Origin of the sequence: Anaerobutyricum hallii DSM 3353, assembly GCF_000173975.1 — a bacterium.
GTDB classification, from domain to species: Bacteria; Bacillota; Clostridia; order Lachnospirales; family Lachnospiraceae; genus Anaerobutyricum; species Anaerobutyricum hallii.
Genome location: NZ_ACEP01000058.1, coordinates 1 through 15266, shown reverse-complemented (window position 1 = coordinate 15266; position 15266 = coordinate 1). Strand labels below are relative to the sequence as shown.

Genomic DNA, 15266 nt, shown 5'->3' with positions numbered 1-15266 from the left:
GATTTCATATATTCCAAGGGATTTAATAACTGTTATATTTTATTATCAAATATCTCTCAATCCCTTGAAAACACAAAGTTTATCGCAGGTGAGCTTTCCCTTATTGTTTCCCTTGCGTTATATCGTCCCACCAGTGTTTACGAACTCTGATAAGGGCAAAAACAAGGGCAAGAAAATTATATAAAACAGTATAACACAAAATAAAAGTGACATTGTGAACTGATTGAAATGCTTCTGATTTTTGCAACAAATGATTGATTTAACGATAAGGAGATTTGATACGATGAGAACAATATTTGCAGAATACAATCCCAAGCGCAACAGTATTGATGTTTACACCTCTGTTGGCTATATGCTCCGCATTGACTGTTGGGAAGCTGAAAAGAACTTAAAAACCACACCAGGATCAGACTGTGCATTAAACGCACTCGCCATTGATGAACCTCTTGAATATGCCAAATTATATCTTGATGGAAATTTGCAGATGTGGGTAGATGCGGAAGACTCATTAGATATTTTTTAATTTTTAAACAAATACAACAGTTTAAATCGCTATTAACCACAATATTTCCGGAAAATTCATCATAGGTTTGTGCAAATGCAAAGAAACGGCGGCTCTGAAAATCAAAGCCGCCGTTTCATAGGCGCGTGAAAATGTGTCTGCTCTGCGACGGCTTTTTTTCTTTTGCCGTCGCGCTGCAGATAACCTATTCGTTCTATTTTGAACTTCTTTTATGCTACCTGATGTCTGCAATAGGAATGAATCGCCAAGAATGTAAACACAAATAATTCAATTCCTGCCGAAATCAAAATAACATGCGGTGTCCAGAAACTCATTCCACCGATATTCAGATAATTGAAATCTGCAAGCTGAGAAAGGAAATTGTTCTGCATACCAATTCCGGCAGATGGAAGTATGGTAGAGAGCCATGTTGCTCCCATCGCTACATAAGCAAAAAGCGGCATGAGAAGAACTACAATAGAGATCAGCAAAACTGTCAATGTGTCTTTACATTTTGCAGACAGGAACAACGTACAGCTAACCGTTGCTAATACAGAAAGTAAGCCCGCTGCTGCGAGAATTATCTGCAACTGCCCCAGATTGATGTTTGGCAGATTAATGATAGAGTATCGCATCTGAAACGATGTTTTTAAGCAATCCGTCCCGAACGCTGCATCTAAAATCAGAATGTGTATCGTGATCCCGACAAGGAAAGTAACAACGAAAAGTGTAAATGCCGCCAGAATTTTGGTAATTGCTAATTGTTTATGCCCGTATTTGGTGGTTCGCAGGATGCTGTCACCGCCCGTTTGATATTCTCCGGCGAAAGTAGATGCTGCGATTGCCACACACAAAATAGCAAGGAACAAAATATAAAACTCAATATAATCAAATGCATCTTTTGAAATTCCAGAATGAAGATAAAATGGCGTATCAAGTTCTGAATATTTTTCAAGAGCTTTCTGCTGTGCGGTTTCGTTTTCTCTTTGCTCATTCCGCATGACATCCTGTAAATGTTCTGCGCACTTTTCATAATAGGCTCCGTCAATGTCATTCGGGTCAATATCCATTAAATCAGCACCAATGCCTGTTACTGGATCAGCAAACGCTTCGGACAGACCCATCAGCAAGTGACGGAACGGGACGATTTTTTCAATAAATACAGCCAGAGGAAAGCCCTCTTCCTCGACTGGCCCATATTCTCGAACGCAGCTTTGATAAGTTTCCAAAGCCGATTTGATCCTATCCGGGGTCACTTCACCAGCGGATGTTTTATATAAATCTTGTTTGTACTTGATAGCTGCCAAGCCATCTAATTCTGTAACCGTGCCATCTTCGTTTGGACGGTTAATACCCTCAAATGAAATAGGCAGGTATGCCATGGCTACGGAAAGCAAAAGTGCGATTGCAAGTAAAATCAGGGTGCGCCGTGACTTCAAAATACGTTTTAGTTCAAGTCTAAAGAGCCGCATATTATCTGTCCTCCTTTTCCAAGTCTGTCTGCGGGAACAACCACAGATACAGATCTTCCAATCGTGGCTCCGTTGTAACAGCCCCATCAATTTCCGAATGTTCGGACAGATAACGAATAGAAACCTGATTGTTATCTTCGCCTCGCTGATTGATAATGCGCAGCCGCATTTCACATTCCGGCAGCTTTGAGGTCGGAATTATGCAATTCCAAACCTTGCCCTCAATCCGCTTGACAAGTTCTGCGGTAGTTCCGACATCAACAATTTCTCCGGCTTTCATAATTGCGTTGCGCGTAGAAATATATTCTATGTCAGATACGATATGGGTGGAAATCAACACGATTCGATCATGCGAAAACTCGGAAATGAAATTCCGCAGACGCACGCGCTCCCCGGGATCAAGTCCTGCTGTCGGTTCGTCCATGACAAGTATCTCCGGGTCGTTCAACATAGCCTGCGCAATACCAACACGACGCTTCATGCCGCCTGACAGATTGGAGATTTTTTTCTTTTTCACATCGGAGAGCGAAAGAATGTCCAACAAATGATTGATCTTTTGGGTGGTTGCCCTTGTAGGAATATCTTTCAGCGCAGCCATATACTCCAAATAATCTTTGACCGTAAAATCCCGGTGATACCCAAAATCCTGCGGCAGAAAGCCAAACTTGCTTCGGTAGACTTCACCTAACTCTCGAATGTCTTTTCCGTCATAGTAAACCGCTCCGTTGGTTGGTGTCATAATATCAGCAATCATGCGCATGAGCGTGGTTTTCCCTGCACCATTCGCCCCCAAAAGTCCCCAAACGCCGGGAGTCAATGTCAGATTGACATCATTTACTGCTGTTTTGTCTTTGAACTGCTTGCTTAAATGCTCTATTTTCAGTTCCATGCTTACACTCCTTTCTTTTGCTTCAGCTGAACAATAAAAAGCCCTTGTTCGATAATCATTGTACCGAACAAAGGCTTTTCAATCTCAAAAATCACACGCTTAAATTCCTAAGTAATTCCTAAGATCACATTCTTATTTTCCTAAGCGGAAAGTGGTAATGTAATCACAAAGTCTATGGTTTCGTTTTGACTGGATGCAGTAATCTTTCCACCATGTAAATGTATAATTTCTTCCGCAATAGAAAGACCAAGTCCCGCACCACCTGTATTAGAAAGCCGAGCATCATCCAAGCGATTGAATTTTTCAAATATACTGTTAAGCTGTTCCTGTGGAATTGTTTTTCCATGATTTTCAAAAGTGATCTGAATATCATGCTCTAACCGTTTGGCGGATATAGTGATTTCTGTCTGCGGGTAACTATATGACGCAGCATTTCGTAAAAGATTACTGAAAACTCTCGCCAGTTTTTCAGGGTCAGCGTTCACGGATAAGTTATCCTCCGCAGTAAATACCGCTGTATTGCCATTTGCGGAGAGTGTCGGATATATTTCATCTATTACCTGCGCAATCAGACAATGTAAATCCACAGTTTCTTTTTTGATAATAACCGTATGTGCATTGTACTTGGTAATTTCAAAAAGTTCATTGATGAGCTTTTCAAGGCGCTCTGCCTTATTCAACGCCACTTTTACATACTTTTCCTTTTGCTGTTCAGGCATGTCAGGGGCTTCATGTAGCAGGCTCAAATAGCCGATTACTGTTGTGAGAGGGGTGCGTATATCATGTGCCAGATACATAATAATTTCATTTTTCTTTTCTTCTGCCTGCTTTGCAGCCTGCTTGCTCAACAGAACAGACATTTTAATCTGATTGAGCTGTTCCTCCAGTTCTTTCAGTGGCTCAGACAACGATACTGTATGATTGTTCTGCTCATAGACCGTTTGGGTTGCGTCAATTACTTCATCCAGATAGCCCCAAGGCTTTTTCCAATAGTAATTGAAGATACATATAAAGCCGAGCATCAGATACAAAATAAAAAGCAGATCAAGCCGCCAGTAGAGCCATGCAAAAATACCGTTGTCAAATTTTGAAAAGATGTAGTCCAAGATAAGGGTCAAACCATATCCAACAACGGTATAAACCAGCAATGATAGGTATAAGCGCACTTTAAGGCGCTTTTCTGTTGTCATTTCTTTATTCGACATGAGAATACACCTCCTACCGATTAGCAAACAGAAGAAAGCCAAACAGACCAATCACGACAACACTTACTATGCCTGCCAGAATGGAAAACAGTCTGTTTGCTTTTATTCTATTTCCGATTAACCGGGCTGCCATCGAATATACAGCAAGCCCCAAAAGACCACCTGCCGTATTTGTAAGTACATCAGTAATATCAGAACGTCCGACTGCTAAGATATACTGCATAGTTTCCAATAAAAAACTTGTTCCAGCAATCAGCATGAACTTCACATATAATTTTGTTCTTGGCAGAAGCATTTGAAGATAAATGCCCATAGGAACAAAAATCAAGAAATTTTCGAGTACCTCTGTTAAGTGAAATGCTGCGCCAACTTCTTTGTCATAGTGAAAAGGAATAAGGTTTATACTCCTTACTTTATCCAGATCACTGATTGAAAACTGTAGTTTGAACAGTATGATCCAAACCAGAAGTGCCAGATAAATTAAGAATAAAATAGTTGCCAAACAATTTGATTTTCTCTTCATAGCGTTCTCCTTTCGCTTAAATTTTGTAGCCGACACCCCAAATCGTTTTAATATACTGCGGAGTATCGGAAGTATCGTTCAGTTTCTCGCGCAGATGCCGGATATGCACAGTAATTGTGCTGCTGTTTTTAGAGTAGTATTCATCTTTCCAAACCGCATGAAACAGTTCCTCAATGCTTACAACATTTCCAGCACTTGACAAAAGGACGTGGAGAATAGAAAATTCTGTCGGGGTTAGAGAAACAGGTTCCCCGTCTAACAGACATTCATGGGTCTGCACATTCAAGCACAATTTGTTATAGGAAAGTTCCGATGGAATTTTCTCTGTGATGATACCGGGTGAATATTTCTTGTAACGTCTTAACTGCGCTTTCACTCTGGCAACTACTTCAAGTGGGCGAAAGGGTTTTGTCACATAATCGTCCGCTCCCAATGTCAGCCCCGTTATTTTATCCGTTTCCTCAATTTTAGCCGTTAGCATTATGATTGGATAAGTGTATTTCTTTCGGATAAGCTGGCAAAGTGAAAAGCCGTTCATATCCGGGAGCATAATATCCAGAATGGCAAGATCAATGTCGCCGCTTTCAATACACGACATGGCATCCGTTGCGCAGTAAAATTTATAAACGACGTAATTTTCGTTTTTCAAGTAGACCTCCAACAGATCCGCTATATCTTGCTCGTCATCTATAATCAATATCTTTTCAGACATATTTTCAACTCCTTTGCTCATATTTCCAATTAAGTATAGCAAATACAACATCTAAATTCACAATGGATTGCCTGAGAAATTATTAAGATTTTCCTAACTTTCGAATTTAGGCAACTCAAAATGCTAACGTAATTTACATATCAGTTTTTTATGTGTCATACATATTCTCCAATATACTTCCATATAATGCACAGATTGACTTCACAATTGCATGCCATGAAATATCAGCAGCATAAGAATAATTTTTTTGATATGTTTTCCATAAGGTCTCCATAACCGGACTTGATTCAATTTCATCAAATATTTCTCTTATATCCTCAGCTTCTATCAGGTCTAATGTTCCCCTTTTTTTGGCTGTAGCCACAAGTGCAGTCCATAAAACTTGTTTTTGGAGTTGTTCTCCATACAACTTTTGTAAAATATAAATATCATAAAAATCTCTCATTCGTGTATTTGTAACGTTTCGACTAACAACAGTTTCCAATTTTTCAGCCAATACCGTTTCCAGATTATATGCCCATACCTCAATAGTGCGGTCTTCAAGCATAAGATTAAATTTGTACTTGATTTCTCTTGGTGTAATTACATCCCCTGTAGAAATATCAATCTTTAATGGTGTGATTACACCATCAAATTTCGTTTCCATGCTTACACGAACACCAGGATAATCTGCTTCTTCCATGATTTCCGATATCCGTTTGACCCGAAATGAAACACCATCGTCCAGTGGAATTGATATAATTTGGGATATAATCATTTCTACATCCTCCACACTAACATTAGTGCCTTTTATGGTAGCATCCAGATCCATAGTAGCTCTGGCATCCAGACCAACCATTGCCGCCACAAGCATTCCACCTTTTAATATAAACTGGTTTTTATACTCTGATAAAGAAATTCGTTCTAAAAAACGTTCCATCATATAATTCCGCATCAAAATCTGTGCATCTGCGGATTTTTTCTTTGACATATTACGAATTAAATCCTTTAATTGTCTTGCCGTTGTTATCATCTAAAGTAACACCTCCAAATATGGTCTAAGTATGTTTTCAACATGAAACATAGCTGCGTATTTCATAAGCATCCGTAAGTTTTTATCCTTACGTTTTGCATATTGTTTCAATGCGTCTTGAAAGACCTGCATTTCAACATTTTTTCTGCTACGAAGCAGATCACAAATTGTTCTCTCCATGTCATAAACGGGAACGGAATGTCCGAATGATGTCTGCATAGCTATGATTCCTATTTCATGTAAATCCTTTTTTACTGTGTACACTTGAAAACCGTCTTCCTGCAAACGACTTGGATTATATCCAGTTCTTACTGTTATGGTGTATTTCAAAGGCTCTCTGTCCGTTAAATCATGAAAAAACAATGCAGTTTCATGAGAAAATACAGCTTGACCACAACGTAAATGCAAAAGGTACATTGCATCTGTCCACGTATCCGGCGATACATACACACCATGAGCAGCTTGTTCTAATCCTCGTTCCTTCACATATGCATAAAACACAGACTTACTAATTCCATTATTTAGAACTTGAAATGTCTGAATTGTCCCTCCACATTCACGCAACAACAAATCTAATTTTTCAAACTGAGTCATATGCTTTCTCCTTTCGTGCTAATATGATAATATATATTAGCACGAAAGTAAAGACATATAGTACCAATAAAGTATCGGTATTTTTGTTTTAATGATATCCCCTTGTTTCTCGCCATCCCTTTACATACCACCTGATTCCAACATATACCAGTTGCACGAATAATAAGAGAAATAGCAGATTGATTGGCAATGTTGTCTTTATCCACTTCCCAAAGTAGATAGCTGTTGCCATGCTTATAAGTATTACCATTATGGTAATCATATCCCAACAGCACTTCTTATATAACTCTGCAATCTTTATCTCTATAAATGCTACAAGTATTCCAGCACCCACCAAACATCCACCGCAGATCAGTATTCTTATCAGCCAATATACAATTCCGGCAACGACAGGATTGGATATTCCATTACTAATCTGTGCCATGTTCTTTCCTGTCAGTATAATCCACCCTGCAATGGTCTGTATAAAAGTGGCGATTGTATCAAAGAATACCACGCAATCAGAAATAAATATTTTTGACCGTATCATCTGAAAAAGAGTAGTTGATACGGAATACCATATCAGCAGAAACATCAATGCTTCATACATGGCTGTTTTTGTTTTATATCTGCCTGCCAGTTTTTCTCTCTGCGTATCATACTTTTCCTTGGCTTTCAGATAAGCTGTCAGGTTACAGTTCCCACACTTTTGATAGAGTACTGGCTTTTCAACCGGTATCTCTACTTTTTTCTGATGAGAGAGTGCATAGTCCCGTTCCTGTTCTGCCTGCCTTAGCTTATCTTGACATTCCTCTGTCATGATTTCGGCAGCGTGCGTTTTCTCTTTCTCTCTCTGCAACAATTCTTTTGTTTTCCTCAAGTCGTTCTTTAAGGCTTGAATGTTCCCTGCTCTGTTCTCGCTGTTTAACCTCTCGTTCAAGGTCAGCGATTCGTCGAGCTGCATTTTCAGTTCCCGGATAGTCCTGTCTTTCTGGTCGAGTTCTTCCTGCATCTGCTCTGTCAGCAGAAGCAACTCTTCCAGTTGATCGTCGCTCTTTGAGTTTCTTAATTCGTTCATCAATCGACCTTCCTTTCTCTAATTGCTGTTCAAGTTCAGTAATTCGCTGTTCTGTTTCTGCAATAGCCGGTTCTCGCTGTTTAATTTCTGTGCCAATTCCTGCCATTGCTGATTTTCGTCTGTAAGCTTCTGTATCTGGTCTGTCTTTTCTTCCAGAAGTATCAACAGTTCTTCTGTATCCGGCAAGATTTGAAGCAGTTCTGATAATTCGCTCTCTAATTGCTGCAATCGTTCTTCCTTCTCCTGAAAGCACATCAGCTTCTCGTCCTTTTCCTGTATTTCCTGAAGCATCTCTGCCATGATATTCTGCTGTTCCTCTATCTGTGTAATCATTGCTTCCATCATGGGAATTACTTCTTTGCTTTCTTCTAATGTCATTCAACCACTCCTTCCATATTGACAATGCACCGGATACCTTACCAAAGGTTGTGATTACCTTTTGCAGTAGTGCATTTTGTTTTTTAATCATCTGGTTTTCCTCTACCTTCCATGAACCATTCCATATCTGTCCGGTGAGATATTTTTCCTCAATCTTTCTTGCATCCGCACCCTCATGAATCGTAGGGATTTTTAATTTGCCCTGTCTTTCATAAGAGCGGTGGTCAATCTGATTGTCTATGGATAAATGCCGGTTACACATCCCAGCCCATTCGCTTCGCCATAACTCACAATTCTTTGGATTATTCCAGCCGGTAGCATCGGTCAGAACCCGTTTCCATTGTTTTCGGTTTCTTGCCCCGACTTTCTGTACTCCGTTTTCATCAAGTACCGGAATGCGGATTCCATGCCGGTCAGGATTTTTCTTATCCTGCCACCAGTCCGGGTGGGATTCATCAACCACGATATTTCCGTCAGTATCTCTGACAAAATCCCAGTCCTTGACTTCTTTGCTGCCCCATGAATGATCCAGATTGAATGGTCGCATGGTTACAAGTAAATGCACATGTGGGTTTCCATCGCCCTTATCGTGTATGCTCCAGTCGACACACATTCCCTTATCCACGAAAGTCTTTTGAATATATTCGGTTGTATAATCAATCTGTTCCTGTCTGCTCCATTCTTTCGGCAGGGAAAATTCAAATGAGCGTCCAAGCTGTGCATCTGCATTTTTTTCTATCTTCAATACCTCATTCCATAGACGCTGTTTCTGAAATGTGATTTTAAACTTTTCCAGTGCGGCATCTTTATCATCCGCTCTTTTATAACGGATAGACTGTTGAAACCTTTTTATATTTTCTTCCGGTACATGCAGCCATTCAGGAGGTGCATTTTCGCACATCATCAGACTGGTGTAGACGACTTCCTTTTTGGAAGTATAGTAACTGATTCTGCCTGTTTCCTCATTCTTCATCACATCTCCATTAAGATATGCCGATGCGGATATGACAGATTTTCCTTTACTGCGCCCGACAATCTTTACTGTAAAGTGAAATATCGCCATGATACGATTCCCCCTTTCTGCCGTATCCGGCATTGATTTCCGACAGCATCTTCTTCTGGTTTGGCAGAAGTGAAGCTGTCGGAACGCCCTCTGCGCAAGAGTGCCCCCTGCGGCATGAGCAGGTCTGGCTGAAAGCCCCGCCGACGGAACGAGCCCGGCAAGCGTAAGCGCAGACCGGTTGCCACTTGTGGCAAACTTATAAGGACGACCTCTGGTTGTCCATAAGTGCGCCCTTCATTCAAAGGCAATGAAGGGAATGGAAAAACCACTCCCTCCGCCATTACACTTCCTCCATATCTGTAAGTGGCTCTTTCTGCATCGCCTTTGAGAAAAACTTTCCGTTTGTTTCCTGCCTTTTTAAGAAGCCTATCAACTTTGGTAAATCTTCCTCCTCAATCGGACAGCCAAGAACCGATTCCACTGCGCCACCAATCTGACAGAGCCTGTGGGTTCGTTTTTTACTTTCCTCTGCTTTCTTTCGCTTTTCCAGTTCCTTCCGCTGTGCAATGAGCTTTTTTGTAGCTTCAATGCTTTCCTGTTCCTTTTTCTCTAATGCACGTATTCTTTCTTCATAAGTCTTTGTTGATTTCGCCATATCGTCTTCATCCTTTCTTTTTCCGATAAACAACAGTTCCCGGTTGCATATCAGGAGAAGCACATGGTATAATCCTCTTGCGTGTAGGTATATCATGGCTTCGGTCTGATAGAACCTTTGGCGGTTTCTTAGGAAGCCGCCTTTTTAAGTTGCCACATTTCTTGTGACAGCTTTTACATTTCCTTTATCCCTCAGATCACGCCCCTCGTTGGCTTCCATGAACTTTTCCAGAATGTCAGTTTTAATAAGGACTTTTCTTCCGACCTTTAATACCGGAAGCTTCTTCCATTCAACCAGCTTTCTCAAAGTGTTTCTGCCAATTCCTGTATAGTCGGCTGCTTCCTCGATGGATAATGCAATCTTTCTTTCCGTCATCTTGTCACCTCCTTATAAATTGCATTATGCAATTTTTGTTGTGCTGTTAGTATAGCGGTTTTATATTGTGTTGTCAAGCGTTATGAAATTTTAAAAATAATTATTATATTGCATATTGCAATTATGTGAGGTACATGCTATAATTCATACATACCGAAAAAGGAGGCAATCAGCATGAAAGATAAAGAACTACGCAAGCTGATAGGCAGCAGGGCAAAACAGCGTCGTCTGGAATTAAATCTGACACAGCCTTATGTTGCAGAGAAGATGGGAGTTACAGCTTCCACAATCCTGCGTTATGAGAATGGTTCGATTGACAATACCAAAAAGATGGTGCTGGAAGGTCTTTCGGAAGCACTTCATGTATCTATTGAATGGCTCAGAGGGGAAACCGATGAATACGAAACCGATATTACGGATAAGAAAGAATTACAGATTCGTGATGCAATGGGCGATATTCTCAAACAGTTACCTCTCGACCTTAGTAAAAAGGAAGATGCTTTTTCCAAAGATTTACTGTTGTTGATGTTAAAGCAATATAACCTGTTTCTGGAATCATTCCAGTTTGCCTGCAAGAATTACAAGGGCAACACGAATGAAGCTGATATTGCAAAAGTAATGGGGTTTGAATCGAATGATGAATATAATGAGATTATGTTTCTCCGGGAGATCACCCACACTGTTAATGCCTTTAACGACATGGCAGATATCGTAAGGCTTTATTCCAAGAAACCGGAAATGGCAGAACAAAGGCTTGAAAATCTTTTATCAGAAGTTTTGTATGAGGATTCCGATTCGGTATAGAACGACAACCGGAGTTATGATATACTTACACGCAAGAAGCATTTCATCAGTTCCGATTGTCTGATATCGAAAGGAGACACACGATTATGGCAAAAGGATCTGTAAGAAAAAAAGGAAAGAAATGGTACTACCGCTTCTATGTAGAAGATGCAAGCGGCAATCTGGTTCAGAAAGAATACGCTGGAACAGAAAGTAAAAGTGAAACGGAAAAACTGCTCCGTCAGGCAATGGACGATTACGAAAGCAAGAAATTCATTGCAAAGTCGGAAAATATTACAATTGGAGAATTACTTGATATATGGGCAGAGGAAGAATTAAAGACCGGTACGCTCAGTAATGGGACAGTCCAGAATTACCTCGGTGCCATTACCAACATCAAGAAGCATCCAATTTCAGAGAGAAAGTTGAAAAATGTAACATCTGAGCATTTACAAGCCTTCTTCGATCTGCTTTCCTTTGGTGGCACTTATCCAGATGGTTCAGAAAGAAAAGGTTATAGCAAAGATTACATTCGTTCTTTCTCGGCAGTATTACAGCAGTCATTCCGATTTGCAGTATCACCAAAGCAATATATCACTTTCAATCCGATGCAGTATATTAAGCTGAAATACCAGACGGATGAGGTTGACCTGTTTTCCGATGATGACATGGATGGCGATATACAGCCAATTCCACGAGAGGATTATGAAAGACTGATTGAATTTCTACAGAATTACAATCCACCGGCAATACTTCCAATCCAGATAGCTTATTATGCAGGACTTCGTATCGGTGAAGCCTGTGGTCTGGCATGGCAGGATGTGAATCTTGAAGAACAGTGCCTTACAATCAGACGCAGTATCCGATATGATGGTTCAAGGCACAAGAATATCATCGGACCAACCAAACGAAAAAAGGTAAGGATTGTTGATTTTGGAGATACACTGGCAGAGATTCTTCGCAATGCCCGAAAGGAACAACTTAAAAACCGAATGCAGTACGGAGAACTTTACCATAAAAACTACTACAGAGAAGTAAAAGACAAAAACAGAGTTTACTATGAGTTCTATCATCTGGACGGAACAGAGAATGTTCCAGAAGATTATAAGGAAATATCCTTTGTCTGCTTAAGACCGGATGGAAGTTTGGAACTGCCAAGCACGTTAGGAATTGTTTGCAGGAAGATTGCTCAGAAACTGGATGGATTTGAAGGATTTCATTTTCACCAGTTGCGACACACCTACACAAGCAACCTTCTGGCAAATGGAGCAGCACCAAAGGATGTGCAGGAACTGTTAGGGCACTCAGATGTCAGTACCACCATGAATGTCTATGCACACTCTACAAGAAAAGCCAAGCGGGAATCTGCAAGGTTACTTGATAAAGTGGCAGGCAATGACTAAATAAAACTTTCCCTTATTTCCCTTACGATTATCTCATAAGGGCAAAAATAAGGGAAAATACATATCGTTTCGCTAATGCACAGGCTGGAAAGCCTGTAAAATAGGGAAAGTTAGAAATATATTTCGGCAAACTGGAATTTGACTAATTATTGTGTTTTAATGATTCTATAAACTACCCCCAATTGAGCAGGGTATGTTTCTTGAATCATTCCATTAAACCATATTGTAACGATATCTCCCACCTGAACATCTTCCGCTAAATTTTCTGCCGATACATAATACTCTCCATCATTCATCTGACAAAAGCCTTCAGCTGTACTCACATGCGTTACAAGAAGTTCTCCATCATCGGTAATTTCTTTTACTTTTGCATTAAAATTGATAACCTCTATTGGAATAGACGTATCATCTTTTTCAATATCTCTAAATATGATTCGTTCGTCATCAATGACTACTATGAGCTGACCTTCAGAACTCCTTTGATAATGATATCCGCTTCCGAAATTTGATTGATTATTTTCAGATGGTAACTCTGTCCCTGCCACTGTTGACACAATTTCTCCATCCATTGTTCCACAACCAGGCATTGACGCTACATATCCTGTGTCTTTATATATAACACCATCAACCATAACACATGGAGGATATGAGCCAGTATCTGCTGTTTGCTCATTTTGTACTACATCATCATTTTCTTTATTTTCTATTTCTACGGACACATTTCCAGACACAGGTTCTTTATTTTCTTGATTCGTTCCACATCCAGCCATTCCTAGCACCATACATAATACAAGCAGATAGATTACTTTTTTCATAATACATGCCTCCTTAACTTATATTTTTTAACTCTATAAACCGGAATTTTATCAGCAACCTTCTTTTTTATCTTTTATATCGTCTTTTAACGATTTAATTTCTTCCAGAATGAGTTCAGTACAAACGACTAAAAGACCTGAAAGAAGAATAATTCCACCGTAAATCGGATAAATAAAAGATTCTTGGACTCCACCGCCAATGATACCAGACAAGAGTTGCCACACACCACTGAACGGCCAAACAACTAATGCGAATACCACAATCATCGTAATAATAGCTTTTTTCATTGCTCTTTACCTCCGTAACTTCCGATTTTTCGTTCTCTGTGACTTCCCAATAAACGGGAAGTTATGGCTTTAACTTCCTACAAATAATCAGCTTTAGGATAATACATACGACCACCACAACAGCCACCAAGGCACCACCCAATAGCAACTCTGTGTACCACGGTGCAGACTGCATGGCATATAAATTTGGATAGGTTTTAAAGTGCCAGAACTTATAAATTCCGAACCCAATGAAAACTCCTATGAATGAACCAATAACGATGTTAAAAAAGGAATTCAACTTTTTCAGCATAGCAGTGCACCCCTTTCCAACTTCCGATTTATCCAGTTAAGAAAACTGGAAGTTATTTAATTCTCTGTGTACCTAATTGTAATTGTTCAACTGCTATTTTTGCTTTATTGTCATCTTCCTTTTGGAGATTTTCTATTTCCGAACTCCGAATAGTCAAAATGATTTCGTCCCCAACCTGTAAATCATCAAAAGTTATATCCACAACATCTTGTGTATCATAATTACAATAAATCATAGGAATTTTGGAACAATCAATAAGACAATCATTCCCTAAAACACCTTCTTCTCCGCTATCTTTTGTGGTTATGATTCTATTTTCTTTATCAATTTCTGTTATTATCGCATTGACACCTAAAGTAAGTGGTTCGTTTGTTTGTTGTCCAGAACATGCAACTAAAGTAAACACACAAATAAATATACATAATGCCATTATCATTTTTTTCATCACAAGTTCCTCCAAATTCCGATTTCACGACATCATTTCTAATACAGATTATACTATATTTTTTTAATTCAGTCCACGCATTATGCCTAACAGGTATAGATGCCTGATGCAAAAATAATATTTAATTATCCTCATCTCTTATTTTTGCGACCATCAACACTCTCCGATACTGCCGCATTTTTTCTGCACCTACCAGTGTAAAGTATCGTTTTACATCCTGATCAGTCAGACCTTCTTCAATGCCTTTTATAATCTCTTCCTGTTCTTCTGGTGATAGCTCACTGGAATATCGTCTAAAGCAATCAATAATGTCTCCTGATAAGTCCCATTGTTCTCTATCCTGTAGCATATCTGGCTGCTGGTCTGTCTCTTTTTCTTCCTCTTCGTTTACCTCTGCAACTTGTATTTCTTTTACCATCTTTTCCAGTTCTCTCAGGCTTGGCTGTGGAGTTTCATTGAAGTTAAGGTAAAGGAAGGCTTCTTCGTCTATCTGGAACGTCTGAATATTGGAATCTTCTTTTGCTTTTTCTTCAAAAAATGTAAACTCTTCTTTTGAAATGTAATTCAATCTTGACTCAAAACGGGTTGTGATATATATTTTTTTTCTTTCATCATAGGAAACATATACTGGATTTTTATAGCCATTTTGTCCGGCTATCTTCTCTGCTTCTTTAAATACCTCTGTATTAAACGGCCAGTTTTTCTTATCGTAGATGGGACGTTCTCCCTTTAGGAACAGGATGCAGTCGTTTTTCGGCATCCGGCTGATCTGTCCCGGAGTCATTAATTTCATTCCGGCCTTGCTCATCTGCAGATTACCACTGCCTTGTGAATGTCCCAGGCTTTCGGAACGGCTGTCGATC

General features: G+C 39.7%; 19 protein-coding genes. 3 read left to right on the top strand and 16 right to left on the bottom strand.

From position 1 onward, the window contains the following. Positions 1 to 283 precede the first annotated feature (283 nt). Positions 284 to 523: a DUF6061 family protein gene (locus EUBHAL_RS05305; protein WP_003505342.1), complete on the top strand. Its 240-nt coding sequence runs from the start codon at positions 284 to 286 to the stop codon at positions 521 to 523. Between the two features lie 209 nt (positions 524 to 732). On the opposite strand, the gene EUBHAL_RS05300 is transcribed toward EUBHAL_RS05305, so the two are convergent. The 12 genes from EUBHAL_RS05300 to EUBHAL_RS05245 form a co-directional block, all read right to left on the bottom strand. Further along, on the bottom strand, positions 733 to 1974 hold the full coding sequence (locus EUBHAL_RS05300; RefSeq protein ID WP_003505350.1) for an ABC transporter permease subunit: 1242 nt from the start codon (positions 1972 to 1974) through the stop codon (positions 733 to 735). A gap of 1 nt (position 1975) precedes the next feature. Beyond that, positions 1976 to 2863, bottom strand: coding sequence for an ABC transporter ATP-binding protein (locus EUBHAL_RS05295; RefSeq protein ID WP_005345986.1), 888 nt, complete (start codon positions 2861 to 2863; stop codon positions 1976 to 1978). A gap of 140 nt (positions 2864 to 3003) precedes the next feature. After that, positions 3004 to 4068, bottom strand: a complete 1065-nt coding sequence (locus EUBHAL_RS05290; RefSeq protein WP_003505357.1) for a sensor histidine kinase — start codon at positions 4066 to 4068, stop codon at positions 3004 to 3006. A gap of 13 nt (positions 4069 to 4081) precedes the next feature. Continuing rightward, positions 4082 to 4591, bottom strand: coding sequence for a VanZ family protein (locus EUBHAL_RS05285; protein ID WP_044922117.1), 510 nt, complete (start codon positions 4589 to 4591; stop codon positions 4082 to 4084). A gap of 16 nt (positions 4592 to 4607) precedes the next feature. Beyond that, on the bottom strand, positions 4608 to 5303 hold the full coding sequence (gene vanR, locus EUBHAL_RS05280; RefSeq protein ID WP_003505360.1) for a VanR-ABDEGLN family response regulator transcription factor: 696 nt from the start codon (positions 5301 to 5303) through the stop codon (positions 4608 to 4610). A 148-nt stretch (positions 5304 to 5451) separates the two neighbouring features. Further along, entirely contained in the window at positions 5452 to 6315 is an 864-nt protein-coding gene (locus EUBHAL_RS05275) for a nucleotidyl transferase AbiEii/AbiGii toxin family protein (protein ID WP_003505363.1), read from the bottom strand. After that, positions 6316 to 6909 carry a type IV toxin-antitoxin system AbiEi family antitoxin domain-containing protein gene (locus EUBHAL_RS05270; RefSeq protein WP_003505367.1) on the bottom strand — a complete coding sequence of 198 codons (594 nt, stop codon included), beginning with the start codon at positions 6907 to 6909 and terminating at the stop codon, positions 6316 to 6318. Positions 6910 to 6997: 88 nt separating this feature from the next. Continuing rightward, positions 6998 to 7708 (bottom strand): DUF6040 family protein, encoded by a 711-nt coding sequence (locus tag EUBHAL_RS05265; protein ID WP_003505369.1) that lies wholly within the window; start codon positions 7706 to 7708, stop codon positions 6998 to 7000. Continuing rightward, positions 7686 to 9407, bottom strand: coding sequence for a MobA/MobL family protein (locus EUBHAL_RS05260; RefSeq protein WP_005345969.1), 1722 nt, complete (start codon positions 9405 to 9407; stop codon positions 7686 to 7688). Before EUBHAL_RS05260 ends, EUBHAL_RS05265 begins: the two co-directional genes overlap by 23 nt. Continuing rightward, complete coding sequence (locus tag EUBHAL_RS05255; RefSeq protein WP_005345966.1) at positions 9383 to 9688, bottom strand: hypothetical protein; 306 nt, start codon at positions 9686 to 9688, stop codon at positions 9383 to 9385. The genes EUBHAL_RS05260 and EUBHAL_RS05255 overlap by 25 nt, the downstream gene beginning before the upstream one ends. Next, positions 9688 to 10002: a hypothetical protein gene (locus EUBHAL_RS05250; protein WP_014080633.1), complete on the bottom strand. Its 315-nt coding sequence runs from the start codon at positions 10000 to 10002 to the stop codon at positions 9688 to 9690. The genes EUBHAL_RS05255 and EUBHAL_RS05250 overlap by 1 nt, the downstream gene beginning before the upstream one ends. A gap of 144 nt (positions 10003 to 10146) precedes the next feature. Beyond that, entirely contained in the window at positions 10147 to 10377 is a 231-nt protein-coding gene (locus EUBHAL_RS05245) for a helix-turn-helix domain-containing protein (protein WP_003505382.1), read from the bottom strand. Positions 10378 to 10551: 174 nt separating this feature from the next. Between EUBHAL_RS05245 and EUBHAL_RS05240 the strand changes: the two genes are divergently transcribed. Both EUBHAL_RS05240 and EUBHAL_RS05235 read left to right on the top strand, forming a co-directional pair. Continuing rightward, positions 10552 to 11181: a helix-turn-helix domain-containing protein gene (locus EUBHAL_RS05240; protein ID WP_003505395.1), complete on the top strand. Its 630-nt coding sequence runs from the start codon at positions 10552 to 10554 to the stop codon at positions 11179 to 11181. Positions 11182 to 11267: 86 nt separating this feature from the next. Next, on the top strand, positions 11268 to 12563 hold the full coding sequence (locus EUBHAL_RS05235) for a tyrosine-type recombinase/integrase (RefSeq protein WP_003505396.1): 1296 nt from the start codon (positions 11268 to 11270) through the stop codon (positions 12561 to 12563). A gap of 146 nt (positions 12564 to 12709) precedes the next feature. Here the strand turns inward: EUBHAL_RS05235 and EUBHAL_RS05230 are convergent, their stop codons facing one another. From EUBHAL_RS05230 to EUBHAL_RS05210, 4 genes are all read right to left on the bottom strand, one after another. Then, positions 12710 to 13378, bottom strand: a complete 669-nt coding sequence (locus EUBHAL_RS05230; protein WP_005345959.1) for a hypothetical protein — start codon at positions 13376 to 13378, stop codon at positions 12710 to 12712. A gap of 51 nt (positions 13379 to 13429) precedes the next feature. Further along, a complete protein-coding gene (locus EUBHAL_RS05225) occupies positions 13430 to 13666 on the bottom strand; it encodes a hypothetical protein (RefSeq protein WP_005345958.1) in 237 nt (78 codons plus the stop codon). 344 nt (positions 13667 to 14010) lie between these two features. Beyond that, positions 14011 to 14403 carry a hypothetical protein gene (locus EUBHAL_RS05215; protein ID WP_005345953.1) on the bottom strand — a complete coding sequence of 131 codons (393 nt, stop codon included), beginning with the start codon at positions 14401 to 14403 and terminating at the stop codon, positions 14011 to 14013. Positions 14404 to 14524: 121 nt separating this feature from the next. After that, on the bottom strand, positions 14525 to 15266 hold a 742-nt coding region (locus EUBHAL_RS05210), incomplete at its 5' end, for a type IV secretory system conjugative DNA transfer family protein (protein WP_005345951.1).